This window comes from Promicromonospora soli (assembly GCF_014653785.1).
Classification (GTDB): Bacteria; Actinomycetota; Actinomycetes; order Actinomycetales; family Cellulomonadaceae; genus Promicromonospora; species Promicromonospora soli.
The window spans coordinates 36,437-60,385 of record NZ_BNAS01000008.1 but is presented as its reverse complement, the minus strand read 5'-3'; the positions used below and the strand labels follow the sequence as shown (position 1 = coordinate 60,385).

The following is a 23,949-nucleotide window of genomic DNA, read 5'->3' as shown; positions in this document are numbered from 1 at the left end:
TCGTCAGACGCGGGTGGCCCAGAAGGCGACCGCCGACGCCGCCGCGACGTTGAGCGAGTCGACAGACCCGGACATCGGGATGCGCACCACCAGGTCGGCGGCCTCGATCGCACCCCGGCTCAGGCCGTCGCCCTCCGTGCCGAGCACGAGCGCGAGCTTCTCCGGCGGGTGCGCGACGAGGTCGTCGAGCGTGATCGAGTCGTCGGACAGTGCGAGCGCCGCGACGGTGAAGCCCTCGTCCTGCAGGTCGTGCAGGCCGTCGGGCCACGCCTCGATCCGCGTCCACGGCACCTGGAACACCGTGCCCATCGACACGCGCACCGAGCGCCGGTAGAGCGGGTCCGAGCAGCGCGGCGAGACGAGCACGGCGTCCACGCCGAGGGCCGCGGCGCTGCGAAAGGCAGCACCGACGTTCGTGTGGTCCACCACGTCCTCCAGCACCGCGACCCGGCGGGCCCCCGCCCCGCCGCGCGCACCCGCGAGCAGCTCGTGCACCCCGGGCAGCGGTGGCCGGTGCATCGCGGCCAGGGCCCCGCGGTGCAGGTGGAAACCGGTGATCTCCTTCAGCAGCGGCTCCTCGGCGACGTAGACGGGCGCGCCGGTCTCGGCGATCAGGTCGGTCATCGAGTCCAGCCACTTCGGCGCCATGAGGAACGACCGCGGCCGGTGGCCCGCGGCGAGCGCCCGCCGGATCACCGTCGAGCTCTCGGCGATGTAAAGACCCTTGGCCGGCTCGTGCTTGGAACGCAGCACGACGTCGGTGAGGCTGTTGTAGTCGGCGAGGCGCTCGTCGGCGGGGTCGTCCACGCGGACGACGTCGAGGGTGGTCACCGCTCCATTCTCCCTGACCGGAGGTCGCGGACGGGCGCGGTCAGATCCGCCCGCGGACGGGCGTGCGCTCGAGGGGGTCACCGCCGTCGGGCATCACCATCTCGGCGCGCACGCCGAGCAGGCGCACCTCGCGACCGGGCTCCATGCCCGCTGCGAGGGCGAGGACGGCGGCGGTCATCTCCCCGAGCGACCGCGTCGGCGCCGGGAGCTTCTTCGAGTAGCTCTGGGTGAAGAAGGGGGCGTAGCGCACCTTGAGGCCCATCCGGAAGACCGGCCGGCCCTCCGCCTCGGTGTCGGCGTGCACCTGCGTGACCAGGTCCCGCAGCGCCGCCTCCACCTGCTCGGGCGTGGTGAGGTTGCGCTGGTAGGTGGTCTCGCGGCTGTGCCCGCGCGCCACCCAGGGCGCATCGTCGACGACGGCGGAACCGTGCCCGCGACCCAGGTCGCCGTACCAGGCGCCCATGCGGGGCCCGAACTCACCGACCAGCACGTCGCCGTCGGCCGCGGCGAGGTGCGCCACTGTCTCGATGCCGTGTGCGGCGAGGCGCTTGGACACCTTGGAGCCGACACCCCACAGGTCGATCGTGGGCCGCTCCCCCATCACCTCGAACCAGTTCTGCTCGGTGAGGCGGAAGACGCCCGACGGCTTGCCGAAGCCGGTGGCGATCTTGGCGCGGATCTTGTTGTCGCCGATGCCGACCGAGCAGTGCAGCTCGGTGGCGGCAAGGACGGCCTCCTGCACACTGTGGGCGACCGCCTCCGGGTCGTCGGCGTCGCAGCCCAGGAACGCCTCGTCCCAGCCGAGCACCTCCACCACCATGCCGAGCCCGCGCAGGGTGTCCATCACGTGCCCGGAGGCCTCGAGGTAGACCTCGTGGTCGACGGGCAGGATGATCGCGTCCGGGACCTTGCGGGCAGCGATGCGCAGCGGCATGCCGGACCCCACTCCGAACTTCCGCGCCTCGTACGACGCGGTCGACACGACAGCCCGCTCTGTGGGGTCGCCGCGCCCGCCCACGATAACCGGCTGCCCGGCGAGCTCCGGGCGCCGCAGGACCTCGACCGCGACCAGGAACTGGTCGAGGTCGACGTGCAACACCCAGCGGAATGCGCGCGGGCCCATGGCACGAGTGTCCCGGGACGGCCTCGTGCTGTCACATGGTCGGCCGGACGGCCATCGGCCTCGGACCGGGTCCCGCCTTGGCCTGGAACTCTTGTTGCCGCCACCGACCGGGCTGGCACACCGTTATCGTCCTGTTATCTCTCATAGCGAAATCCCTGCCCCTTCCCTCAGGGCACCAAGACTCCATATTCTCCGGGCAAGGAAAGTTCGTCCCGCTCGTGAGGAGAGTTGTGATGAGAACTACCCGAAATCCCCGGTCGCCCCGCTCGCGCCGCACCAAGGAACCCACCCCGCACCCGGCGTTGCCGCAGTCCTACGCAGCGATGATCGAGCGCACGCCGTCGCTTGACGACGCGCAGCTGGAGTCCCTCCTCGAGCGGGCCGTCGCCGGCACCGACGCCGCGCGCACGCTCGAGGCCACCGCGGTATCCCCCGGCCTCCGCATCCGGCTCGAAGCACAGGTCAAGGACGGGCAATACGCAAAGGAGCGTCTTGTCCTCGCCCACCTCCGGCTCGTCCCGGCGGTCGCGGGCTCCTACTCCGGCCGCCTGCCGTTCATGGACCTCGTCCAGGAGGGCAATATCGGCCTGGTGCGCGCCGCCGACTCCTACGACCCCGCGCACGGCACGTTCGCCGCCTACGCCCACCGCTGGGTGCGCCGCTCCATCGTCCGCGCGGTCGCCGCCGCCGAGCACGCCGAGAAGGCGGACGCGGGCGGCCCCACTCCCGAGCAGACCCTGCTGCGCCGCCGCGTCCGGCAGGCCCTGCGGCACCTCGACGCCGTCGAGGCCCGGGTGCTGGAGATGCGCTTCGGGCTCCTGGACGGCACCACCCGCACCCTCGACGAGATCGGCCGCCGCCTTGGCGTGACCAAGGAGCGCGTGGCTCAGATCCTCGAGTCGGCGCTGGCCCGGCTGCGCGACGTCGTCAACCCGATTCCCCTCGTTGCGTGACCGCCGGCTGGGCACCCGAGGGCCCAGCCGGCGTCAGCCGAGCGACCACTAGCCGTAACCCACCACAGGGAAGCCCCGGAAGTCGGTGCGCCGCCACAGGCTCACCCCCGCGGGCTCCGCACCGCAGGTCAGCAGTGATCTCAGCCTGACCTGTTCCCCCGAGCCGGGCTCGGGGCCCTCCGGCGTCAATGGCGCCGCCGGAGCAGCCCCGGGTTCGGACCCCCGCCGTCGGCCCGGCCGCCACGGCCTGCCGCCACGGCCTGGAGCGGCCTTCCGCGACTGCTTGACCATACTTGGGCAAACCGGGACACTTGCGCCAATGTTGACGTTAATAGTCAACGTCCGCATCATCCGCAGTTCGAGCCCGTGCTACGTGCAACGATGCACGAGATAGGTCGACGCCATGAACGCGCCTCACCGTCACCGCTCCATTCCGCCCACCCGGCGGCGCCCCCGCCGGCAGCCCCTGCACCGGGTTGTGGTCAGCATGCTGGCCGCCCTGATCCTGCTCCCGATCACCGCGCTGTCCCTCGACACCCCGGCCACGGCCGCCACCAGCCAGTTCCGCGGCATGAACTGGGCGGTGCTGGGCGACAACTTCAGCACCGGGCCGCTCGTCCTCGACGGGCTGAGCAGCTCCGACAGCTACGCCACCGTGCAGGCCAAGGCCAACGCCGTGTACGACGACATGGAGGACACCCTCGGCATCAACACCGTGCGTCTGCCGGTCAACACGCATACGGTCGGCACCGCCTGGTGGAACAACTATCGCGGTGCGATCGACGCCGCGACCGCACGAGGGTTCAAGGTCATCCTGGCCTACTGGGAGGACGGCGCCGCGTCCGGCGGCCGCATCACCAACCTCGCCGCGTGGAACACCATGTGGTCGACGGTGACCTCCCAGTACGGGTCGAACAGCCTCGTGTACTTCGAGCCGATGAACGAGCCGCACGGCTACAGCTCCACCGAGTGGCGCAACGTCGCCGCCGACTGGATCGCCTACCACTACTCCGCCCCGCGCGGCCGCACCCTGATCGGCGGCGTCGGCTACAGCGCCGATCTGCGCGACGTGTGCAACGACAGCCGCTTCAGCGGGACGCTGCTGTCCTACCACCACTACGCGTTCTTCTACGGCACGAACACGTACGAGGGCTGGCGCAACCACGTCATCACCCGTCTCGGGAGCTGCGCCTCCCGCGCGGTCATGACCGAGTTCGGTGCGGCCATGAACAGCGGCCTGAACTACGGCGACCCGAACAGCGGCGACAACTTCGTCCGCCACATCCGCGCGGTCACCGACGTCATGCGCGAGAACCAGATGGGCGGCACCTACTGGCCGGCGATCGGCGGCAAGCCCGGCGACATCGGCTACGACGGCTACTCGATGTACATCAAGGGCGGCAGCGGCACCAACCTCAACCTCACGATCCGCAACGCATCCGGCGCCAACCGCCTCCGCTGGGCGTGGGGCGACAACGTCAACGCCAACACGGGCAACGGCGGCAGCGGCGCCACCGACATCGTGAACCAGAGCTCCGGCAAGTGCGTCGACGTGGTCGGCGCGTCGACGGCGAACGCGGCCGAGATCGTCCAGTACACCTGCGGCGGCGCGGCCAACCAGCTGTGGGCCCTGCACGACCTCGGCAACGGCTACCACAACCTCGTCGCGCAGCACTCCGGCAAGTGTCTGGACGTCAACAACGCCTCGACGGCCGACGGCGCTGCGATCATCCAGTACGCGTGCGGCAGCGGCACCAACCAGCAGTGGCAGCTCCGCAGCGTCACCGGCGGCTACGTCGAGATCGTCGCTCGGCACTCGGGCAAGTGCCTCGACGTGCCGGCCTCGTCGACGGCGAACAGCGTCCGGCTGAAGCAGTACCCGTGCAACGGCGGCGCCAACCAGCGCTGGACGCTGTGACGGCAGCATGACGATGAGCGGGGCCGCAAGGCCCCGCTCATCGGCGCCGGTCGGAGCGGGCCGCCCGGATCAGGGAACGACCGTCACCGCTGCCGCCGGCCATGGACGTGCTCGGTGTACTCGGCCCGGCGCAGGAGCATCGCTCCCGCCATCGCGGGCACCATCAGCACGTGTCCCCAGAGCATCATGTCGCCGGCGGTGACGGCGCCGGCCCAGTACAGAACGAGCAGCACCACGAACGGCGCCGCCATCGCCCCGTTCATCTCCCAGATCGGGGCCCAGCCGTGCCGCCGCACCCGCATCCACACCGTCATGGCGACCACCATGTCGAGAACCATCACGACCGCGGCGACGTCCGGCCGGCCCAGCACCGCCTCGATCCCGAGGGCCGCGCCCGCCCAGTCCCACACCGGTGCCAGCAGCATCATCCCGAGCACCATCACCACGACCATCTCGGCCAGGTGCGCGAGGAACCTCAGCGCCTTGCGCGCCCGCGTCGCGGGCACGGTCCCGTGGCCCGTCCCGTGCGCAGCCCCGTGCAGGTGCCCGTGCGCCGATCCCGCCTGGCCCGTTGTCTCCGTCATGTCCCTGTCTCCTCGTTCCGGGCGGCGCTCCTCGCCGCGCTGGTCTCCACGCTGTCCGACGGCGGCCGCGGCCAGTAGTGCGGGACCGCACCTGGTCGCGGGCACCTGTCACGAGCCGGCATGACAGATGTCATGAAGGCCCCCAGCAGTCCGCCCGGGGGGCGTCGTCGCTGGCAGGATGGCGTCATGAGCACCGCCAGGGCCGTCGCGGACGACGACGGCAGCGGCCTCGTGAGCTTCCGCCGCAACACGTGGTGGGTCCTCGCGGGGACGGTGGCGTGCGTGCTGGGCTTCTCGGTCGGCGACTGGGTGCTGGACCCGGACGTCCAGGCCGGTCTCCGCGCCCTCACGGGTCTGGCGACGGCGACGACGATCGTCGCGTGCGGTGTCCTGCTGGCACGGCGGATCCGGGACGAGGCGCCGTCGGCCGCCTGGCTCGCGACCGCCTGCTGCGCGGCGCTCGTCGCCGCCGCGGTGCCGCTCGCGCTCGGCAGCTTTGGCATCTGGCCGATCGCGCCCGCCGCCACGATCTCGGTGCTGGTCACGTTCCTGCCCGCCCGCCAGGCGTGGTTCACGCTCGGCGCCGCCCTGCTCGTGCTGCCGACGATCGGGCTGGTCGCGGCCCTGGCCATGGGCGAGCCCAACGTTGCGCATGCGGCGTGGATGCCCGCCCTGATGGTTCTGGCATTCGGCCCCGCCATGGTCGGCATGCTCCACGCCTGGCAGGTCGCGGCCCGTCTCGACGATGCCCGGCGCCTCGCCGGGGAGCTCGCCGTCGCCGACGAGCGCCTCCGGTTCGCCGCCGACCTGCACGACATCCAGGGGCACCACCTCCAGGTGATCGCCCTGAAGAGCGAGCTAGCGGCGCGGCTGGCGGAGGCCGATCCGGCGCGGGCCGCCGAGCAGATGCGCGAGGTGCAGCAGCTCGCCGGGGACGCGCTGCGCGAGACCCGCGCCCTGGTGCAGGGCTACCGCCGGACCACCCTGGACGCTGAGATCGCCAACGCGTCAAAAGTCCTGGCCGCTGCGGGCGTCGAGGTCCGGGCCGACGTCGACGCCGGCCTCGCGGCGTCCCTCCCCGACGCGCCGCGGAGCCTCCTCGGCCTCGTGGTGCGCGAGGCCACCACCAACGTGCTGCGGCACAGCCGCGCCACCCGCGCCGCGATCGTCCTGGTGCCCGACGACGCCGGCGCCCGCCTCGTGATCGACAACGACGGCGCACGGCCGGCGCGGCCGGGCGACGGATCTGCGGGCGACGGCACCGGGCTCGCGTCCCTCGCGGAGCGGCTCGACGCCGTCGGTGGGCGTCTGTCGTGGGCCGGCGACGACGACCGGTTCGTGGTCACCGCGACGGTGGCCGGATGATCCGCCTGCTGCTGGCCGACGACGAGGAGCTGCTGCGCGGTGCGCTCTGCGCCCTCCTCGACCTCGAGGACGACCTGCAGGTCTTGGCCGAGGCCGCCACAACCACCCACGCCGTGCGGCTCGCCGAGCAGCACCGGCCCGACGTCGCCGTGCTGGACCTCGAGATGCCGCCCACCGACGGGCTGCACGCGGCCGCGCAGATCCTGGCCCGGACCGACGGCACGCCGCCCCGGATCATCATCGTCACGCGGCACGCCCGCCCCGCCGTCCTGCGCCGGGCCCTCGCCGCCGGGGTGAGCGGCTTCGTGCCCAAGTCGACGCCGGCCGCGCGGCTCGCGCAGATCGTGCGCGACGTCGCCGCGGGCCGCCGGTACGTGGACCCGGAGATCGCCGCGTCAGCGCTCACGGAGAACGAGTGCCCGCTGACGGACCGCGAGCTGGAGGTCCTGCGCGAGGCGCGGACGGGAGCACCCGTGTCGGACATCGCCGGCGCCGTGCATCTCGCGCCGGGGACGGTCCGCAACTACCTGTCGTCCGCGATGGCCAAGCTCGGCGTCGCCACCCGCCATGCGGCAGCCCACCGCGCCTGGGAGGAAGGCTGGATCTGACCCGGCCTGCCCAGCCCTAGCGGTCGCGGGCCTCCCGGTCGCCGTCGACGTAGTACCAGCGCCCGGCCTCGCGGACGAAGCGGCTGGTCTCGTGCAGGCTGCCCCGCACGCCGGTGGCCGGGTAGCTGTAGAAGGCGGTGAACTCGACGACGCCGGTGGTGTCGAACGGGCCGCCCCGCTCCGTGCGGTGGATGTCCAGGCGGCGCCACTGCTCGTCGCCGGTCCCGGCGGTGTCCGGCCGGGTCTGCGGCGCCCACGTCGCCAGCAGGTAGGCGTCGTCCCCGACCGCGAACGCGGAGTACCGCGAGCGCATCAGCGCCTCGGCGGTCGGTGCGGTCGCGGCACCGGAGTGGTAGCGCCCGCAGCAGGCGCCGTAGGTGTCGCCGGAGAGGCAGGGGCAGCGTTCGTCGTCGTGCACGGGACGATCCTCGCATCCGCCGACGGAGAAGTGGCGAGAGGGACACCGGCGCGCGCTGCGCTGACGTTCTGATGCCGCCTGAAATGCCGATCAGAATACGAAGATGTATCGGCCATGAAATGCACGTGAATGCTTTTTTAACCCCTTCGACCGTCGCACTGAAACGACTAAATGTGTAGGCCTGCGCTACCTATTGTGACCGACATCACGGAGAGGTAACGTCGCGATTGGATGCCTAGGTAAACACCGGCATCTACCTCGCAGAACACCCATCCGATCCCTTCCGGGACATCCCGGAAGAATCAAAGAGCGCGCCATTCGGGCGCCATGTCCAAAACACGAAGGAGCGCACCACCATGTTCACTTCAAAACGCGCGTTCACAGCGGTATTGACCGCTATAACCGCATTGTTCGCCCTGCTGATCTTTTCCAGCCCGGCGTCTGCAGCCGTGTTCCCCGCGAATGCGCCCTCAGGCACGCACCTCCAGACGGGAACCATCGACTGTACCGAGTCCGCGGCGGGTGTCAGCTGTACCACGTATGAGCTCGCCGGCGTCGGGCGCACCAACGCAACGGTCGCCCTGGCCGCGACGTACTCAGCGACCATCCAGTGCACCAACCGCGGCGGCTCGCTCGTCGAGTCCCACGACGACTCGGTGACCGAGGTCACCAGCGCGTCCCTCACCTCGAGCAAGAACGGCCGGCTCACCGTCCCGGCGCTGACCTCGACGACCCCGACCAACGCTGAGATTCTCGCGCAGGCCGACTGCCCGAACCCCAACTGGACCCCCTCCGTCCAGCCGGGCAGCGTCACGCTCGAGAGCTGGACCTACACGCTGACGTTCGCGGGCTTCACGAGCCCGTACGTCCTGATCACCGGCTGATCGTCGCATCGGCCGACACCATGAGAATGCCCGGGCCTTGCAGCCCGGGCACTCTCATGTCGGCCTCCGCGCCCCTGCCTACGCGAAGGTCTCGTGGCCCAGCACCGCCAGCAGGCGGACCTTCTCCTCGGCCTCGGTGCCGGGCGCCGGCGTCAGCACCAGCAACGCCTGCGACTGGTCCTCGGTGAACAGCGCCTGGCAGTCGACGTCGATCCGGCCGAGCTCGGGGTGCACCAGCGTCTTGTGGTCCTCGAACCGCCGGGACACCTCGTGCAGCTCCCACATGCGGACGAACTCGGGGCTCTCCCGCAGCAGGACGCGCAGCACCTCGTCGGCGGCCGAACCGGGTCCGGCCGCCGCGTGCGCCGCTCGCAGGGAGGCGACCTGGCTCCGGCCCTGCCGTTCGTGGTCCTCGGGCGGGTACACGTTCCTGGACTCCGGCTCCATGAACCACCGGTACACCGAGCTGCGGGCCAGGCCGGTAGCCGGCGGCGCCCCGAAGATCGCCTCGGCGAGCCGGTTCTGCACGAGCACCTCGCCCAGGCCCGACAGGATCAGGGCCGGGGAGTCCTCGAGCCGGTCGAGCACCCGGAGCAGGGCCGGCGCGACGTGCGACTCGAGCGGCAGACGCCGCGGCACGCCGTGCCCGGCGAGCCGGAACAGGTAGTCGCGCTCCTCCACGGTCAGGCGGAGCGCCCGCGCGAGCGCCGCGAGCATCTGCTCCGACGGCTGCGGCCCGCGCTGCTGCTCCAGCCGCGCGTAGTAGTCCACGGACATCCCGGTGAGGGCGGCCACCTCCTCCCGGCGCAGCCCCGGTGCCCGACGGCGCGGCCCGGGCACCAGCCCGACGTCGGACGGGCGCAGGGCCTCGCGGCGTCGGCGGAGGAAGTCGGCGAGGGCGGCTCGGTTCATGCACCTATCGTGCGCCGCGCCACGGATGCGAACCAGGGATCGCCGGTCCCTGGTTCACCGGGTCTCTCCCGCCGTCGGCGCGGGGGCCGCACCGTGGGGCCATGAACACAACAGGCAACACCATCTTCATTCCCGGCGGGACGCGCGGCATCGGCCTCGCCCTGGCGACCCGCCTCCAGGCAAGGGGCAACACCGTGATCGTCGGCGGCCGCGACACCGCAGCGCTGGAGGCCGCCGCCGAGCGGGGCCCGGCCACCGTGCGGATCGACACGGCGGACGCGGCCTCGATCGCCGTCGTCTCCGCCGAGGTGATCGAACGGTTCCCCGAGGTGAACGTGCTGGTTCCGATGGCCGGGATCATGCGAGCCGAGGACTGGCGCACCCCGGGCTTCCTCGCGGACGCCGAGGCCGTCGTCACCACCAACATGCTGGGCCCGATCCGGCTGATCGCCGCGTTCACCGAGCACCTGCAGAGCCGGCCGGACGCGACCATCCTGACCGTGTCGTCCGGCCTGGCGCACACCCCGTTGCGCGCGACGGCGACGTACAACGCGTCCAAGGCCGCGATCCACATGCTGTCGGAGAGCATCCGGCTGCAGTTCGCGGGCACGAGCGTGTCCGTGGTCGAGCTGGTGCCGCCGTCCGTGCAGACCGCCCTCATGCCGGGCCACGACGAGGACCCCCACGCCATGCCGCTCGACGAGTACGCCGACGAGACCATGAGTCTCCTGGAGTCCCAGCCCGACGCGCACGAGATCCAGGTCGAGCGGGTCAAGTTCCTCCGCTACGGCGAGGTCCGCGGCGACTACGACCAGGTGGTGGAGACCCTGAACGCGCTGGAACCGATCGCCGCCCCCTGAACCTCGATTTGTTGTGGGCGGGATCGTTGCGCCTAAACCGGGCGCGTAGGCGCAACGATCACGCCCACAACCAAGAGGTGCACAGCTAGTCCCGTGGGAGCGTGGCGGACAGGTCCAGGGCGCCGGGGTGGTCCAGCGTGACGTCCACGGCACCGCCGTCGGCCGTTATCCGGTAGTCGCCCAGGAAACCGCCGAACCGCACCCGGCCCTCGGCGTCGGTACGCAGTTCCGTGGGCGGCAGCCACCACTCGCCCTTGACCAGCTCCCGCAGCCGGTCGAACGCGGGCTTCGGCGACCCGTCGTCGCGCAGCAGCCCGCCCGGGGCGTTCAGCCACATCCCCCGGTCGGACAGGCCCCAGTAGGTCATGGCCTCCACGCTCGGGTGCGACAGCAGCGTGCGGTAGTGGCGCTCCACCTCGTCGGCCTGGCGCGCCTCACCCTCCGGCGTCGACGGCCACGACTCGACCTGCCAGTCGTTGAGGTCCACCACGTGTTCCGGCATCACGTCGCCCGAGAGCAGCGTGGTCTCCGTGAAGTGGATCGGGATGTTGTAGCGCGAGAACCGGTCCAGGATCGCGAGGGTCTTCTCCTGGCCCCAGTAGCCCTGGTGCATGTGGCTCTGCAGGCCGAGCCGGTCGATCGGGATCCCGGCCTCCAGCACCGCCTCGATGAGGCACTCGTACGCCGTCGACATGTCGAAGTCGTTGAGCAGCAGCGTCGCGCCCGGGTTCTCGGCGCGTGCCTCCTCGAACGCCATCCGGATCATCTCGACGCGCCCCTTGGTCCGCGCCAGGGGCGTGATCGAGTTCTCCTCAGCGGTGAACACGGGCATGATCACCACCTCGTTGATCGCGTCCCACGTGTCGATCACGCCCCGGAAGGCGCCGACGTCGCGCCGGATGCGCTCCCGCTGCAGCCGCTCCACCTCGGCGTCGGGCAGGCCGAGCAGCCAGCCCGGCTGGACCGTGTGCCACACCAGCGGGTGCCCCTTGACCACGACGCCCCGCTCGGCGAACCAGCGCGCCGCGCCGAGCAGGCGCTCGGTCCGCGGGGCCCCGCGCTCGGGCTCGAACGTGCCCCAGTAGAACGGGAGCGTGGTCTGGTTGAAGACGTCGAACCAGGCGTCGGCGAGGCGGCCGTCGTACTCCGGGTCCTGCGAGGTGCCGTTCGCGAGGTCGATGAGGTCGAACCCGATGCAGCCGAACAGGAACGCGTGCCGGGTCTGCCGTACGACGACGTCGCGGTCGGCGAGCGGCGCACCGTCCGGTCCGCGCAGGGTCACGGTGGCATCGGCGTGCCGGTGCGCCAGGCTTGGGTCGGGCGTGCGTCCGTCGTCGGGCGCGGTGAAGAGAGAGGTCACGCGCCGACCCTAGCGCCGGGTCTCACGCGTGTGGCGTCACCACCAGGAGCTCACCGACCTCGCACTGGAGGACGTCGCAGATCGCCGTCAGGGTGGAGAACCGGATCGCCCGAGCACGGTCGTTCTTGAGCACCGACAGGTTCACCACCGTGACGCCGACCAGCTCCGCCAGCCGCGCCAGCGTCATGCCGCGTTCCGCGAGGAGCTCGTCCAGCCGGCAGTGCACGCGGCCGTCGCCGTCCTCCGTCGGCATCAGACCAGGCCCTCCGTGTCCTCCTGCAGGTGGACGCCGCGCCAGAAGGCGTGCCCGACGGCGGCGAGCAGGGCACCCGCCAGGGAGAGGGGCCCGTCGACGCCCATGGCCGCCAGCTGGCCGGAGCCCACGCCGAGGCTCTCCAGGGCGCCCTCAGCCGCCAGCATCTGCAGCGTGGGTATCGCCACGGAGGCCACCACCAGCGCCACTGCCGCCGTGATGATCGCTACGAGGCACCGGCGGACGAAGAAGTCCCCCCGGTAGAACGACATCCCGAGCACCGTGAAGCACGCCGCGACCACCATGAGCGTTATCGCCGGCAGCAGCGCGGCGGCCAGCGCGAGCGCGAGCGGCGTCGGGCCGAGGTGGGAGACGCGGACCACCGCGTCGGTGACCTCGACGCCGGTGGAGCCGACGCCGGAGGCGCCGTCCAGCAGGAGCTCGTGCGGTACGTCCGTGAGGTCGACCGCGACCGGGATGTGCGTGTTGGGCAGGATCTGGATGAGCTCCCGGACGATTCCCACCGCACCCACGAGGACGGCCAGGCCGCCCAGGACAATCAGCAGCACGAACTCCTGTCGCTGGCCACTGGACACTCGCTGAGCCATCATCGTCACCCTTCGGTCGGCATATCGTTTATCGATACTATCGAAACACGATATGCCGACCGGGTCAACGAAACAGCCGATGCCCGCTACGTCGCCGCCGGCTCCTCCACCGCCGGCGCCGCGAACTGGCTCGCGTACAGCCGCGCGTACGCGCCGTCGGCAGCGAGCAGCTCGTCGTGCGAGCCCTGCTCCACGATGTCGCCGTGCTCCATCACGAGGATCACGTCGGCGTCGCGGATCGTGGACAGGCGATGCGCGATGACGAACGACGTCCGGTCCTTGCGCAGCCGGTTCATCGCCTCCTGCACCAGCACCTCGGTGCGGGTGTCCACGGACGACGTCGCCTCGTCGAGCACCAGGATCGCCGGGTCGGCGAGGAACGCCCGCGCGAGCGTGAGCAGCTGCTTCTCCCCCGCGCTGACGCTGGAGCCCTCCTCGTCCACGACGGTGTCGTAGCCGTCGGGAAGGGTCCGCACGAACGGGTCCACGTGGGTGGCCCGGGTGGCGGCGAGGAACTCCTCCTCACCGACCGTGACGCCGTCCGCCACCCCGTACCGCAGGTTCTGCTCGATCGTGCCCTTGAACAGCCACGTGTCCTGCAGCACCATCCCGATCGACGAGCGCAGGTCGTCGCGCGACATGTCGCGCGTGTCCACGCCGTCCAGCGTGATGCGCCCGCCGTCCACCTCGTAGAACCGCATGAGCAGGTTGACCAGCGTCGTCTTGCCCGCGCCCGTGGGGCCGACGACGGCGATGGTCTGCCCCGGCTCCGCGACCAGGTTCAGCCCGGTGATGAGCGGCCGGTCCGGCGTGTACGAGAACGTGACGTCCTCGAACGCGACGCGCCCGCGCACGGGCTCCACCTTCTGCGACTCCGCCGGGTCCGGCGACTGCTCCGGCGCGTCCAGGAGCTCGAACACCCGCTCCGCGGAGGCGACGCCGGACTGCAGCAGGTTCATCATCGCTGCGACCTGCGTGAGCGGCTGCGTGAACTGGCGCGAGTACTGGATGAACGCCTGCACGTCGCCCAGCGACAGCGTGCCGGACGCCACGCGGAGCCCGCCGACCACCGCCACGACCACGTAGTTCAGGTTCGCGAGGAACCCCATCGCGGGCTGGATGGTGCCCGAGATGAACTGCGCCTTGAAGCTCGACGAGTACAGCGCGCCGTTCTCCTTGGCGAACGCCTCGGCGGTGGTCTCCTGGTGCCCGTAGACCTTCACGAGCGCGTGGCCCGTGAACGACTCCTCGATGTGCGCGTTGAGGCGCCCCGTGGCCGCCCACTGCTCAACGAACTGCGGCTGGCTGCGCTTGGCGATCTGCGCCGTCAGGATCACGGACAGCGGCACCGTCACCAGCGCCACGAGGGCCAGGACCGGCGAGATCCAGAACATCATGCCGAGCACGCCCACCACGGTGAGCGCTGCGGTCACGAGCTGCGCGAGGGTCTGCGTCGTCGTCTGGGCCACGTTGTCGATGTCGTTGGTGACGCGCGACAGGATCTCGCCGCGCTGCTTCGCATCGACGTACGACAAGGGGATGCGGTGCAGCTTGGCCTCCACCTCGTCGCGCAGGTTCCGCATCGTCCGCTGCACGACGCCGGTGGTGATCCGCGCCTGCAGCCAGCCGAACAGGAACGCCCCGAGGTACGCCGCCACCACCCAGCCGAGGGTCTGCGCCAGCAGCGTGAAGTCGATGCCCTGACCGGGCACGACGCCGGGCACGCCGGACAGCAGGTCCGCCTGCTGGTCCTGGCCCCGCTGGCGGAGCCCTTCGATCGCCTGCTCGGTGGTCAGGTTCGCGGGCAAGCCCGAACCCACGAAGCCCGCGAAGATCACGTTCGTCGCGTTGCCCAGCAGCTTGGGCCCCAGCACGGTGAGCGCCACCGAACCGATGCCCAGCACCATCAGGACCACGACGTTCAGGCGCTCCGGCCGCAGCACGGCGGCGAGTCGGCGCAGCGAACCCTTGAAGTCCATCGGCTTCTGCACGGGCATGCCCATGCCCATACCCATCGGCCCAGGACCGCGGCCGGGGCCCCCGCCTGGACCGCGCGGCGGTGCCGGCGGCGCGGCAGTGGTCGCCGCGCTGCTCTGGGGCTTGTCCTGCGCGCTCATGCCGCCTCCTGTGCCTTGCGGGACACCCGCACCCGGTCGGCCGGCACGATCGCGGCTCCGCCATTGTCGATCATGCCGCCTCCTCCTGTGCCTTGCGGGACACCCGCACCCGGTCGGCCGGCACGATCGCGGCTCCGCCATCGTCGATCATGCCGCCTCCTCAAGGCTCATCTGGGACGTGACGATCTCCTGGTACGTCGGGTTGTCGGCCAGCAGCTCCGCGTGCGTGCCGCGGCCGACGATTCGACCATGGTCGAGCACCAGGATCTGGTCGGCGTCGCGGATGGTCGCGACCCGCTGCGCCACGATGATCGTCGTGGCGGAGGCGGTCTGTGGCCGCAGGGCCGCCCGCAGCCGCGCGTCGGTCGAGTAGTCGAGCGCGGAGAAGCTGTCGTCGAACAGGTAGATGCGGGGCCCCCGGATCACGGCCCTCGCGATGGCGAGCCGCTGCCGCTGGCCGCCGGAGAACGTCGCACCGCCCTGGGCAACCACCGCCTCGAGGCCGCTCTCGTTCTCGTCGTCGCGCAGCGCCTCGACAAAGTCCTTGGCCTGCGCCACCTCGAGCGCCGCCCACATCTCCTCGTCGGAGGCGTCGGGCTTGCCGTACCGGAGGTTGTCCGCGACGGTCCCGGTGAACAGGAACGCCTTCTGCGGCACGAGCCCCATGAGCGAGCCGAGGTCGCGCTGCGTCACGTCGCGCACGTCGATCCCGTCGATGCGGACCGTGCCGCCCGTCGCGTCGAACAGGCGCGGCACCAGGTTCAGGAGCGTCGTCTTGCCGGAACCCGTCGAGCCGATGATCGCCGTGATCTGGCCCGGCTCGGCCGTGAACGTCAGGTCGTGCAGCACCGGCGCCTCAGCGCCCGGGTAGCGGAACTCGACGTCCTCGAACGTGACGCGGCCGCGCGGGCCGGCCCCGCCGTCGTCGTCGGCCCCGCTGGTCGAGCCTGTCGAGGCCCCCGCCAGGGCGACCGGAGACTCCGGGTCGACGACGGACGACCTGGTCTCCAGGACCTCCCCGATGCGCTCCGCCGCGACCGAGGCGCGCGGGATCATCATGAAGATCATCGTCGACATCATCACGGCCATGAGGATGTACATGATGTAGCTCAGGAACGCCGTGAGGGAGCCGATCTGCATGCCCCCCGCCTCGATTTCGCGCGCGCCGAACCACAGCACGAGCACGGACGCCATGTTCATGATGAGCATGACCACGGGGAACGTGAGCGCCATGAGGCGGCCGGCGCGCAGCGAGGTGTCGAACAGCTCCTCGTTCACCACACCGAAGCGCTCCTTCTCGCGGTGCTCCCGCACGAACGCGCGGACCACCCGCAGCCCGGTGATCTGCTCGCGCAGCACGCTGTTGATGGCGTCGATGCGCTTCTGCATACGCCGGAAGTGCGGCACCATGCGCCACACGATGACGCCCGCCGTGGCGGCCAGCACCGGCACGATGATGAGCAGCAGCCCCGACAGCGTGACGTCCTCCGCCAGCGCCAGGATCACGCCGCCGACCAGCATGATCGGGGCCATCACCATGATGGTGAACGTCATGAGCACGGTCATCTGGACCTGCTGCACGTCGTTGGTGCCGCGCGTGATCAGGGTCGGCGCGCCGAACTGGGCCATCTCCCGCGCGGAGTAGGTCTGGACGGTGTGGAACAGGTCGCGCCGCAGGTCCCGGCCGAAGGCCGTAGCGACCTGCGCGCCGAAGTAGACGGCGACGACCGACGCGACGACCTGGCCCAGCGAGACGACGAGCATCCAGCCGCCGGTGCTCCAGATGTGGCCGATGTCGCCGACCACCACGCCGTCGTCGATGATGTCCGCGTTCAGGCTGGGCAGATACAGCGCCGCGAGCGTCTGCACCAGCTGCAGGACGAGCACCGCGACCACCGCCCAGCGGTACGGGCCCAAGTACCTTCGGGCGAGCGTGACAAGCATCAATGGATCCCTTCGGGGCTGCGGGTTCGGGTCGTGGGGGGTTCAGCTGATCCGGGGGGCCTGGCGGACTCCGGCTCGGGTGGCACGGAGCGCGGCTCCTCGGGACCGGCGAGCCCGTTCACCAGGGCGTCGGCCAGGACATCGGCGGGAACCGCGGGGTGGTTGTCGATGGGCGAGTGCGTGCCCGCCGTCGCGGACTCGATGAGGGAGATCGCCACCTCGACGGGGACCCGCAGGCGGTGCAGGTCGGGCGCCAGGACCGCGGTGATGCCTTCGACGGTAGCCTCGCGCTGGCTCGCGCGCTGGGCCATGAGCACCTTGCGGAACTCGCCCATCTTCCGGCGCGCCTCGCCGTCGTCGGGCGGGGGCATGGTGCCGTGCAGGTGCCGCAGCACGGACATCCACCGCATGACCTCGGCCCAGCGGTCACGGCCCGTCTCGATCACCAGCTCCAGCCGCCGCTCCAGCGGAAGGCCGGGGTCGATGGCGGCGAGCTCCGCGAGTGTCTCCTCAGGGCGGGCCGCCCGGTGCAGGCCCTCGACGGCTACGGCTCCCACCAGCGCGGTCTTGTCGCCGAACGCCCGGAACAGGGTGCCTTCCGCGACGCCGGCGGCCTGCGCCAGCTCGCGCGAGGTCACGTCGTTCCCCCGGTCCGCGACCAGCGGGAGCACCGAGTCGATGATGGCCGCCTTCCGGTCCTCGGGTGCCATGGGGACTGCCCGACGTCGTGCGCTGTCCATGCCCGCGACGGTAAATGAGTGAGCACTCACTCCGCAACTTTTTATTCGGTGAGCAGATTTGCTGCGCGGATCCCGCTGAGCAGATTCCTGCATGCCAGAAGCCCCCCGGTGCGAACACCGGAGGGCTTCTGGGAACTGCTGACGTCGGGCCGGCTCAGCTCAGCCGGCCGGCGGTGCCGGGGGCACCGGCGGCGGGGGCGTCGAGTCGCCGCCGGGACGCTGGCCGCGCTCCGTGCGGGGGTCGAACGGCTCGCCCGACCGGGTGCCGGCGCTCGTCGCGTCGGCCACGGCGGCCTCGGCCTGGCGCTGCGCCTCGGCAAGGGCCTCGCCCGGGTCCTGCAGCAGCGGCCGGTCGAGGACCGCGGTGCGCGGTGCGCCCGGCTGCTCGTCGCCACTCGGCGGCGTCGGGATGCCCGGGGTGCCGGGCACCCCGCCGAAGCCCTTGGCGATGCTGCCCAGCGCCGCGGTGAACTCGGTCGGGATGACCCACGTCGTGTTCGACGTGCCCTCCGCGATCTTCGGCAGCATCTGCAGGTACTGGTAGGCCAGCAGCTTGGAGTCGGCGTCGCCCCGGTGGATGGCCTCGAAGACCTGGAGGATCGCTCGGGACTCACCCTCGGCCCGGAGGATCTGCGACTGCGCGGCACCCTCGGCCGTCAGGATCGCGGACTGCTTCTCACCCTCGGCCGTCAGGATGGCCGACTGCTTGATGCCCTCCGCGGTGAGGATGGCGGCGCGGCGGTCACGCTCGGCGCGCATCTGCTGCTCCATCGCGCCCTGGATCGAGGGCGGCGGCTCGATCGACTTGAGCTCGACGCGGTTGACGCGGATGCCCCAGCGGCCGGTCGCCTCGTCCAGCACACCACGCAGCTGGCCGTTGATCTGGTCACGGCTGGTGAGCGTCTGCTCCAGGTCCATCGAACCGATGACGTTACGCAGCGTCGTGACGGTGAGCTGCTCGATGGCCGTGATGTAGTTCGCGATCTCGTAGACCGCGGACTTGGCGTCCGTCACCTGGAAGTAGATGACCGTGTCGATCTCGACCACCAGGTTGTCGCTGGTGATCACCGGCTGGGGCGGGAACGACACGACCTGCTCACGCAGGTCCACGCCGGCGCGGACTCGGTCGACGAACGGCACCAGCACGTGCAGGCCGGGGTCGAGCGTCTTGGAGTACCGACCCAGGCGCTCGACCACGAGCGCCACCGACTGAGGAACGATCCGCACGGCACGGATCACCGCGACGATGCCGACGATCACGACCAGGGCAATGATCAGGTAGAGCAGGACTTGCCCGAATGACTCCACGAACGTCTCCTTTACGCGAGCACCCAGGCCCGCACGGACGATTTCAAGCTTCTGACTGGACTGTCTGGGACTTCTTCAAGCAGGAACGACAAGGCCGGCGCCCAGGCGCCTGGCGGCTACGCCGGCTCGACGACGGCGGTCGCGCCGTCGATCTGGACGACACGAACGCTAGTGCCGGCAGGCAGCAGAGGCGAGCCAGGCACGGCCCGCGCGCTCCACACCTCTCCGCTGAGCTTGATCAGCCCCGATGCGGTGCTGACCTCCTGGACCACCGACGCCGTGCGACCGAGGTTCGCCTCCGCGTTGGTGGGCGCCTTGGGCGTGCTGTTGCGCAGGTGTCGGATCAGCGTGGGCCGCAGCGTGACCAGCAGCACCACCGATGCGACCACGAACACGATGGCCTGCACCCACAGGGGGGAACCGGCGCCGTTCGCGACGGCTGCGGCCAGCGCGCCGCCCGCAAACATGATGAAGACGAAGTCCAACGACAAGAGCTCGATCAGCGCGAATATCAGCGCCGCCCCTACCCACCACAACCACGCCATGGGTTGCTCCCTCCGAGCGTCCACTCCGGCTGGCGACCGGTCGCCGCCGGAACCTCTCCGGCGACGGGCCCTCGCGGTGAATTTACCGCTACCTCGGACCTTTGCCCGGACTTTACCAAGGTCCACTGACACAGCGGTAGCGAAATCGACGTTTCAGCGGGTTTTATCTAGCGCGCTGACATTCCGGCTTCTGCCGGTGCGGCGCTACCAATTCCCCGGGCGCCGCAGCGCGCGTCAAAGGGCGCGTCAAACGCTGTCCGGCGCAGCGCGCCGGAGCGCGGCAGCCCGGGTCAGCGGGCGGCGCGTGCGAGCCAGCGCCCGCCGCCGTGCGCCACGATCAGCGGCAGCCCGAACGCGGCCGAGAGGTTGTCCGCGGTGAGGACCTCCTCGATCGGCCCGGCAGCCTGGATCCCGCTCTTCTTCATGAGCAGGAGGTGGGTGAAACCCGGCGGGATCTCCTCGACATGGTGCGTCACGTGCACCAGCACGGGCGAGGCGGGATCGCTCGCGAGCTCGGACAGCGCGCCCACGAGCTCCTCGCGGCCGCCCAGGTCGAGGCCGGCGCCGGGCTCGTCGAGCAGCAGCAGCTCGGGGTCGGTCATGAGCGCACGGGCGATCTGCACGCGCTTGCGCTCGCCCTCCGAGAGGGTGCCGTACGTGCGGTCGACGAGGTGGTCGACGTCGAACGCCGCCAGCAGGTCCTTCGCGCGCTGCTCGTCGAGCTCGTCGTAGCTCTCGTGCCAGCGCCCGGTCACGCCGTAGGCGGCGGTCAGCACGACGTCGCGCACCGACTCCGCCGTCGGCAGACGCTCCGCGAGCGCCGCGCTCGAGAGGCCGATCCGCGGGCGCAGCTCGAACACGTCGACCTTGCCCAGGGTCGAGTCGAGGATGGTGGCCGTGCCCGACGTCGGGTGCAGGCGCGCGGCGACGATCTGGAGGAGAGTTGTCTTGCCGGCGCCGTTGGGGCCGAGAACGATCCACCGTTCTCCCTCGTTCACCTGCCAGTCCACAGAATCGAGGATGATCGAGGTGCCGCGACGGACGGTTACGCCCGCAAGGTGGAGAACCGAGCTCATGGGTCCCGACCCTACCCGAGGAGGAGTCATTTACAGTTCTGCGGTGGACACCGATCAGGACCTCCCACGGAGCGTGCTGCTCGCCCTGTGGCTGCAGGGCGTGGGCGACACCTCGGACGCCGTGAAGTCCGTGGTGGGCGACGACGAGCCGCACACCGTGGAGGGGCTACCCGGCTTTGCCGACGGAACCGACCTCGACACGCTCTTCACCGCCTGGACGGTGGGGCCGCGAGAGGTCTGCGCGCTGCTGCCCGCACCCGGCGACGCCGCGGGTGTTCCTGCCGCGGCCAACCACGAGGCCACTGAGGCCGGCGAGTGCGTCGTGGTCACGACGGACGCCGGGAGCTGGGCCGCGATACCGCGGGTCCAGGCGTTCGGCAGCCACATCGAGCCAGGGCACATGGTGACGTGGCACGTGCTGGAGATCCCGGAGTGGACCCGGCTGGTGCTCGGCACCATCGGGTCGGTCGCCGACGCCGAGCGTGAGCTGCGCACGAGCCTGATGACCGCGACGGACGCCCTGGACCAGCTCGACGTCGCCCGCTGGCGCGACGACGCGGCCGACGCGATCGAGCGGATCCGGTCGGCCAGCACGTCGTCGTGGCCGGTGCCGCACCTGGACGGCCGGCGCGCCCGCGTGCTGGACCTCGCGGCGCGCCTGCGCGCGATAGTGGCGCTGGGCAAGGTGGACGACGGCGGCGCCGTGAACGTCTTTCAGGTCGACCAGCGGTCCACGGCGCTGCGCGAGGTGGACCGCACGGCCCGCCACGCGATGAGCGCGGCGACCTACGGCCGGGTCGCCTGACCCTCATGGCGGTTCAGGCCTGCGACAGCACCTGCCGGTAGACCTCCATCGTGCGGTCCGCGATCGCCGTCCAGGCGAAGTGGTCCTCGGCCCGACGGCGGCCGGCGGCTCCCATCGCAGCCGCGCCCTCGGGGTCGGTGGCCACGCGGGTGAGCGCCTCCGCCAGGTCGGCGACGAACCGGTCGGGGTCGAGCGGCGTGCCGGTGCCGTCGTCGGACTGCTCGATGGGGACCAGCAGGCCGGTGACACCGTCGTCGACCACCTCGGGGATGCCGCCCGTCGCCGTGCCCACCACAGGCAGGCCCACGGCCATGGCCTCGAGGTTCACGATGCCGAGCGGCTCGTAGACGCTCGGGCACACGAAGACGGTGCACGCGGCGAGGACCGCGATGAGGTCTGGCCGCGGGAGCATCTCCTCGATCCAGACGATGCCGGTGCGCGTCTCGCGCAGGCGCTCCACGAGGGCCACCACCTCGGCCATGATCGCGGGCGTGTCCGGCACGCCCGCGCACAGCACGAGCTGCACCTCCGGCGGCAGCTCGGCGGCGGCCCGCAGCAGGTACGGCAGGCCCTTCTGCCGGGTGATCCGTCCGACGAACACGACGGCGGGCCGGTCGGGGTCGATGCCGTACCGGCGCACGGTCGCCGCGGCGGCGGACTGCACCGTTGAGCTCCCGGTGTCGGGCCGCCGCCAGCCCGACAGGTCGATGCCGTTGTGCACCACGTGCACGCGCTCGGGGTCGAGCTCCGGGTAGACGCGCAGGATGTCGGCCCGCATGCCCGCGGAGACCGCAATGACGCCCGCGGCGCCCAGGTAGGCCGTGCGCTCCGCCCACGACGAGAGCGCGTAGCCGCCGCCGAGCTGCTCGGCCTTCCAGGGCCGCAGCGGCTCGAGGGAGTGCGCGGTGACGACGTGCGGCACGCCGTGCAGGAGGCCGCCGAGGTGGCCCGCCATGTTGGCGTACCAGGTGTGGGAGTGGACCAGGTCGGCGCCTGCGACGTCGTCGGCCATCACGAGATCCGTGCCCAGGGTGGCCAGGGCCGGGTTCGCGCGCGAGAGGGCCGCCGGGGTCGAGTAGCCCGTGACGCCGGACGCCTCCGTCACGGCGTCGCGCGGGCCGTCGAAGCAGCGCACCCGCACCTCCGCGTGCTGCGCCAGGACGGCGGCCAGCTCGGCCACGTGCACGCCGGCGCCGCCGTACACGTGCGGCGGGAACTCGCGGGTCAGGAGGTCCACGCGGAGCATGTCCGCGGGCCGCCGGGTGGTGCTCCGAACGGAGACCGGACCGGGGATGGGGACGGGGGCGAAGCCTGGCGAGGCTGGGACATCGGACACGGGCCCAACCTAGCGCGCGCGACGTCACAGCGCGCCACCTGACGTACTGGGCCTCAAGGCCCTAATCTCACGGTATGGCTTCTGCCCCCCGCGTCCTAGCGATCGTCCTCGCCGGCGGCGAGGGAAAGCGGCTGATGCCGCTGACCGCCGCCCGCGCCAAGCCGGCAGTCCCCTTCGGGGGTATCTACCGCCTGGTGGACTTCGCCCTGTCCAACATCGTCAACTCGCGTTATCTGCACGTCGTCGTGCTGACGCAGTACAAATCCCACTCCCTGGACCGCCACATCTCCAAGACGTGGCGCATGTCGCCGCTGCTGGGGAACTTCGTGGCGCCCGTGCCGGCGCAGCAGCGCGTCGGCAAGCACTGGTATCTCGGCAGCGCCGACGCGATCTACCAGTGCCTGAACATCATCGACGACGAGCGTCCCGACATCGTGGTCGTGGTCGGCGCCGACCACGTCTACCGCATGGACTTCTCGCAGATGGTGGACGCGCACATCGAGTCGGGTGCGCGCGCGTCGGTCGCCGCCATCCGGCAGCCGATCGGCATGGCCGACCAGTTCGGCGTCATCGACGTCGACCCCGCCGACCCCACCAAGATCCGCGAGTTCCTGGAGAAGCCCACAGATGTGGCGGGCCTGCCCGACTCCCCCGGCGAGATCCTCGCGTCCATGGGCAACTACGTGTTCGACGCCGACGCGCTGGTCGAGGCCGTCACCAAGGACGCCGCCAACCCCGACTCCCGGCACGACATGGGCGGCGACATCATCCCCGCGTTCGTCGCCGAGGGCACCGCCGGCGTCTACGACTTCATCCGCAACGACGTGCCCGGCTCCACCGAGCGCGACCGTGGCTACTGGCGCGACGTCGGGACGATCGACTCGTATTACGACGCCCACACCGACCTCATCGCCGTGCACCCGATCTTCAACCTCTACAACTACGAGTGGCCCCTGTACACGGGTTACACGGGGCTGCCGCCGGCGAAGTTCGTGCACGCCGGGCCGGGCCGGATGGGGCACGCGGCGGAGTCGATCGTGTCGCCGGGCGTGCTCATCTCGGGCGCGCAGGCCGCCGGGTCGGTGCTCTCGCCGGGCGTGCACCTGCACTCCTGGTCGAACGTGTCGAACTCCGTGCTGATGGACGACGTCCAGGTGCACCGGTACGCGCACGTGCACCGGGCGATCGTCGACAAGAACGTCATCGTCAACGAGCGGGCCCGGATCGGCGTCGACCACGACGAGGACCGCGCCAGGGGCTTCACGGTGACGGAGAGCGGCCTGGTGGTGGTCCCGAAGGGCACGGTAGTCGACTGACCTTCTTTGGTTGTGGGCGTGATCGTTGCGCCTAAAGCGGGCGCGAAGTCGCAACGATCGCGCCCACAACCAGAAGTCAGGTGAC

23 protein-coding genes are annotated in these 23,949 nt (G+C 71.0%); 8 read left to right on the top strand and 15 right to left on the bottom strand.

The annotated features are described in order from the left end of the window. Positions 1-3: 3 nt before the first annotated feature. Both IE250_RS21405 and IE250_RS21400 read right to left on the bottom strand, forming a co-directional pair. Positions 4-831, bottom strand: coding sequence for a TrmH family RNA methyltransferase (locus tag IE250_RS21405; RefSeq protein WP_189671345.1), 828 nt, complete (start codon positions 829-831; stop codon positions 4-6). 40 nt (positions 832-871) lie between these two features. After that, entirely contained in the window at positions 872-1,954 is a 1,083-nt protein-coding gene (locus IE250_RS21400; protein WP_189671344.1) for a DNA polymerase IV, read from the bottom strand. A gap of 233 nt (positions 1,955-2,187) precedes the next feature. Between IE250_RS21400 and IE250_RS21395 the strand changes: the two genes are divergently transcribed. Together IE250_RS21395 and IE250_RS21390 are read left to right on the top strand one after the other, a co-directional pair. Then, the gene (locus IE250_RS21395; protein ID WP_189671343.1) at positions 2,188-2,907 is read left to right on the top strand and encodes a sigma-70 family RNA polymerase sigma factor; all 720 of its coding nucleotides are present in this window, start codon (positions 2,188-2,190) and stop codon (positions 2,905-2,907) included. Positions 2,908-3,310: 403 nt separating this feature from the next. Continuing rightward, positions 3,311-4,825: an RICIN domain-containing protein gene (locus tag IE250_RS21390; RefSeq protein WP_189671342.1), complete on the top strand. Its 1,515-nt coding sequence runs from the start codon at positions 3,311-3,313 to the stop codon at positions 4,823-4,825. Between the two features lie 83 nt (positions 4,826-4,908). Here IE250_RS21390 and IE250_RS21385 read toward each other — a convergent pair whose 3' ends face one another. Beyond that, complete coding sequence (locus IE250_RS21385; protein ID WP_229872668.1) at positions 4,909-5,409, bottom strand: hypothetical protein; 501 nt, start codon at positions 5,407-5,409, stop codon at positions 4,909-4,911. 186 nt (positions 5,410-5,595) lie between these two features. Here IE250_RS21385 and IE250_RS21380 point away from each other — a divergent pair, with 186 nt between their 5' ends. Both IE250_RS21380 and IE250_RS21375 read left to right on the top strand, forming a co-directional pair. Further along, positions 5,596-6,774, top strand: a complete 1,179-nt coding sequence (locus IE250_RS21380; RefSeq protein WP_189671341.1) for a sensor histidine kinase — start codon at positions 5,596-5,598, stop codon at positions 6,772-6,774. Continuing rightward, positions 6,771-7,382, top strand: a complete 612-nt coding sequence (locus IE250_RS21375) for a response regulator transcription factor (RefSeq protein ID WP_189671340.1) — start codon at positions 6,771-6,773, stop codon at positions 7,380-7,382. Before IE250_RS21380 ends, IE250_RS21375 begins: the two co-directional genes overlap by 4 nt. 16 nt (positions 7,383-7,398) lie before the next feature. Here IE250_RS21375 and IE250_RS21370 read toward each other — a convergent pair whose 3' ends face one another. Continuing rightward, positions 7,399-7,800 carry a YchJ family protein gene (locus IE250_RS21370; protein ID WP_189671339.1) on the bottom strand — a complete coding sequence of 134 codons (402 nt, stop codon included), beginning with the start codon at positions 7,798-7,800 and terminating at the stop codon, positions 7,399-7,401. A gap of 356 nt (positions 7,801-8,156) precedes the next feature. Between IE250_RS21370 and IE250_RS21365 the strand changes: the two genes are divergently transcribed. Next, positions 8,157-8,684, top strand: a complete 528-nt coding sequence (locus IE250_RS21365; RefSeq protein WP_189671338.1) for a hypothetical protein — start codon at positions 8,157-8,159, stop codon at positions 8,682-8,684. Between the two features lie 78 nt (positions 8,685-8,762). Here the strand turns inward: IE250_RS21365 and IE250_RS21360 are convergent, their stop codons facing one another. Then, a complete protein-coding gene (locus tag IE250_RS21360) occupies positions 8,763-9,596 on the bottom strand; it encodes a helix-turn-helix transcriptional regulator (protein ID WP_189671337.1) in 834 nt (277 codons plus the stop codon). A 101-nt stretch (positions 9,597-9,697) separates the two neighbouring features. Here IE250_RS21360 and IE250_RS21355 point away from each other — a divergent pair, with 101 nt between their 5' ends. Next, positions 9,698-10,456: an SDR family oxidoreductase gene (locus tag IE250_RS21355; protein WP_189671336.1), complete on the top strand. Its 759-nt coding sequence runs from the start codon at positions 9,698-9,700 to the stop codon at positions 10,454-10,456. An 85-nt stretch (positions 10,457-10,541) separates the two neighbouring features. Here the strand turns inward: IE250_RS21355 and IE250_RS21350 are convergent, their stop codons facing one another. The 9 genes from IE250_RS21350 to IE250_RS21310 all read right to left on the bottom strand — a co-directional run bounded on the left by IE250_RS21350 (position 10,542) and on the right by IE250_RS21310 (position 20,407). Continuing rightward, positions 10,542-11,816, bottom strand: a complete 1,275-nt coding sequence (locus tag IE250_RS21350) for an endo-1,4-beta-xylanase (RefSeq protein WP_229872667.1) — start codon at positions 11,814-11,816, stop codon at positions 10,542-10,544. Positions 11,817-11,838: 22 nt separating this feature from the next. Further along, positions 11,839-12,069, bottom strand: a complete 231-nt coding sequence (locus IE250_RS21345; protein ID WP_189671335.1) for a helix-turn-helix domain-containing protein — start codon at positions 12,067-12,069, stop codon at positions 11,839-11,841. After that, positions 12,069-12,677: a hypothetical protein gene (locus IE250_RS21340; protein WP_229872666.1), complete on the bottom strand. Its 609-nt coding sequence runs from the start codon at positions 12,675-12,677 to the stop codon at positions 12,069-12,071. The genes IE250_RS21345 and IE250_RS21340 overlap by 1 nt, the downstream gene beginning before the upstream one ends. Positions 12,678-12,763: 86 nt before the next feature. Beyond that, complete coding sequence (locus tag IE250_RS21335) at positions 12,764-14,794, bottom strand: ABC transporter ATP-binding protein (RefSeq protein ID WP_373301728.1); 2,031 nt, start codon at positions 14,792-14,794, stop codon at positions 12,764-12,766. Positions 14,795-14,941: 147 nt separating this feature from the next. Beyond that, the gene (locus tag IE250_RS21330; protein ID WP_189671333.1) at positions 14,942-16,738 is read right to left on the bottom strand and encodes an ABC transporter ATP-binding protein; all 1,797 of its coding nucleotides are present in this window, start codon (positions 16,736-16,738) and stop codon (positions 14,942-14,944) included. Beyond that, entirely contained in the window at positions 16,738-17,478 is a 741-nt protein-coding gene (locus IE250_RS21325; RefSeq protein WP_189671332.1) for a TetR/AcrR family transcriptional regulator, read from the bottom strand. Before IE250_RS21325 ends, IE250_RS21330 begins: the two co-directional genes overlap by 1 nt. A 159-nt stretch (positions 17,479-17,637) precedes the next feature. Then, positions 17,638-18,786 carry an SPFH domain-containing protein gene (locus tag IE250_RS21320; protein ID WP_189671331.1) on the bottom strand — a complete coding sequence of 383 codons (1,149 nt, stop codon included), beginning with the start codon at positions 18,784-18,786 and terminating at the stop codon, positions 17,638-17,640. Positions 18,787-18,902: 116 nt separating this feature from the next. Continuing rightward, complete coding sequence (locus tag IE250_RS21315) at positions 18,903-19,331, bottom strand: NfeD family protein (protein ID WP_189671330.1); 429 nt, start codon at positions 19,329-19,331, stop codon at positions 18,903-18,905. A 290-nt stretch (positions 19,332-19,621) separates the two neighbouring features. Further along, entirely contained in the window at positions 19,622-20,407 is a 786-nt protein-coding gene (locus IE250_RS21310; RefSeq protein WP_189671329.1) for an ABC transporter ATP-binding protein, read from the bottom strand. A 43-nt stretch (positions 20,408-20,450) separates the two neighbouring features. Between IE250_RS21310 and IE250_RS21305 the strand changes: the two genes are divergently transcribed. Then, positions 20,451-21,212 carry an Rv1486c family protein gene (locus IE250_RS21305; RefSeq protein WP_189671328.1) on the top strand — a complete coding sequence of 254 codons (762 nt, stop codon included), beginning with the start codon at positions 20,451-20,453 and terminating at the stop codon, positions 21,210-21,212. Positions 21,213-21,225: 13 nt separating this feature from the next. Here IE250_RS21305 and glgA read toward each other — a convergent pair whose 3' ends face one another. Further along, positions 21,226-22,458: a glycogen synthase gene (glgA, locus tag IE250_RS21300; protein ID WP_189671439.1), complete on the bottom strand. Its 1,233-nt coding sequence runs from the start codon at positions 22,456-22,458 to the stop codon at positions 21,226-21,228. A 164-nt stretch (positions 22,459-22,622) separates the two neighbouring features. On the opposite strand from glgA, the gene IE250_RS21295 reads away from it, so the two are divergent. After that, positions 22,623-23,864, top strand: a complete 1,242-nt coding sequence (locus IE250_RS21295; protein ID WP_189671327.1) for a glucose-1-phosphate adenylyltransferase — start codon at positions 22,623-22,625, stop codon at positions 23,862-23,864. The last annotated feature ends 85 nt before the right edge of the window (positions 23,865-23,949 follow it).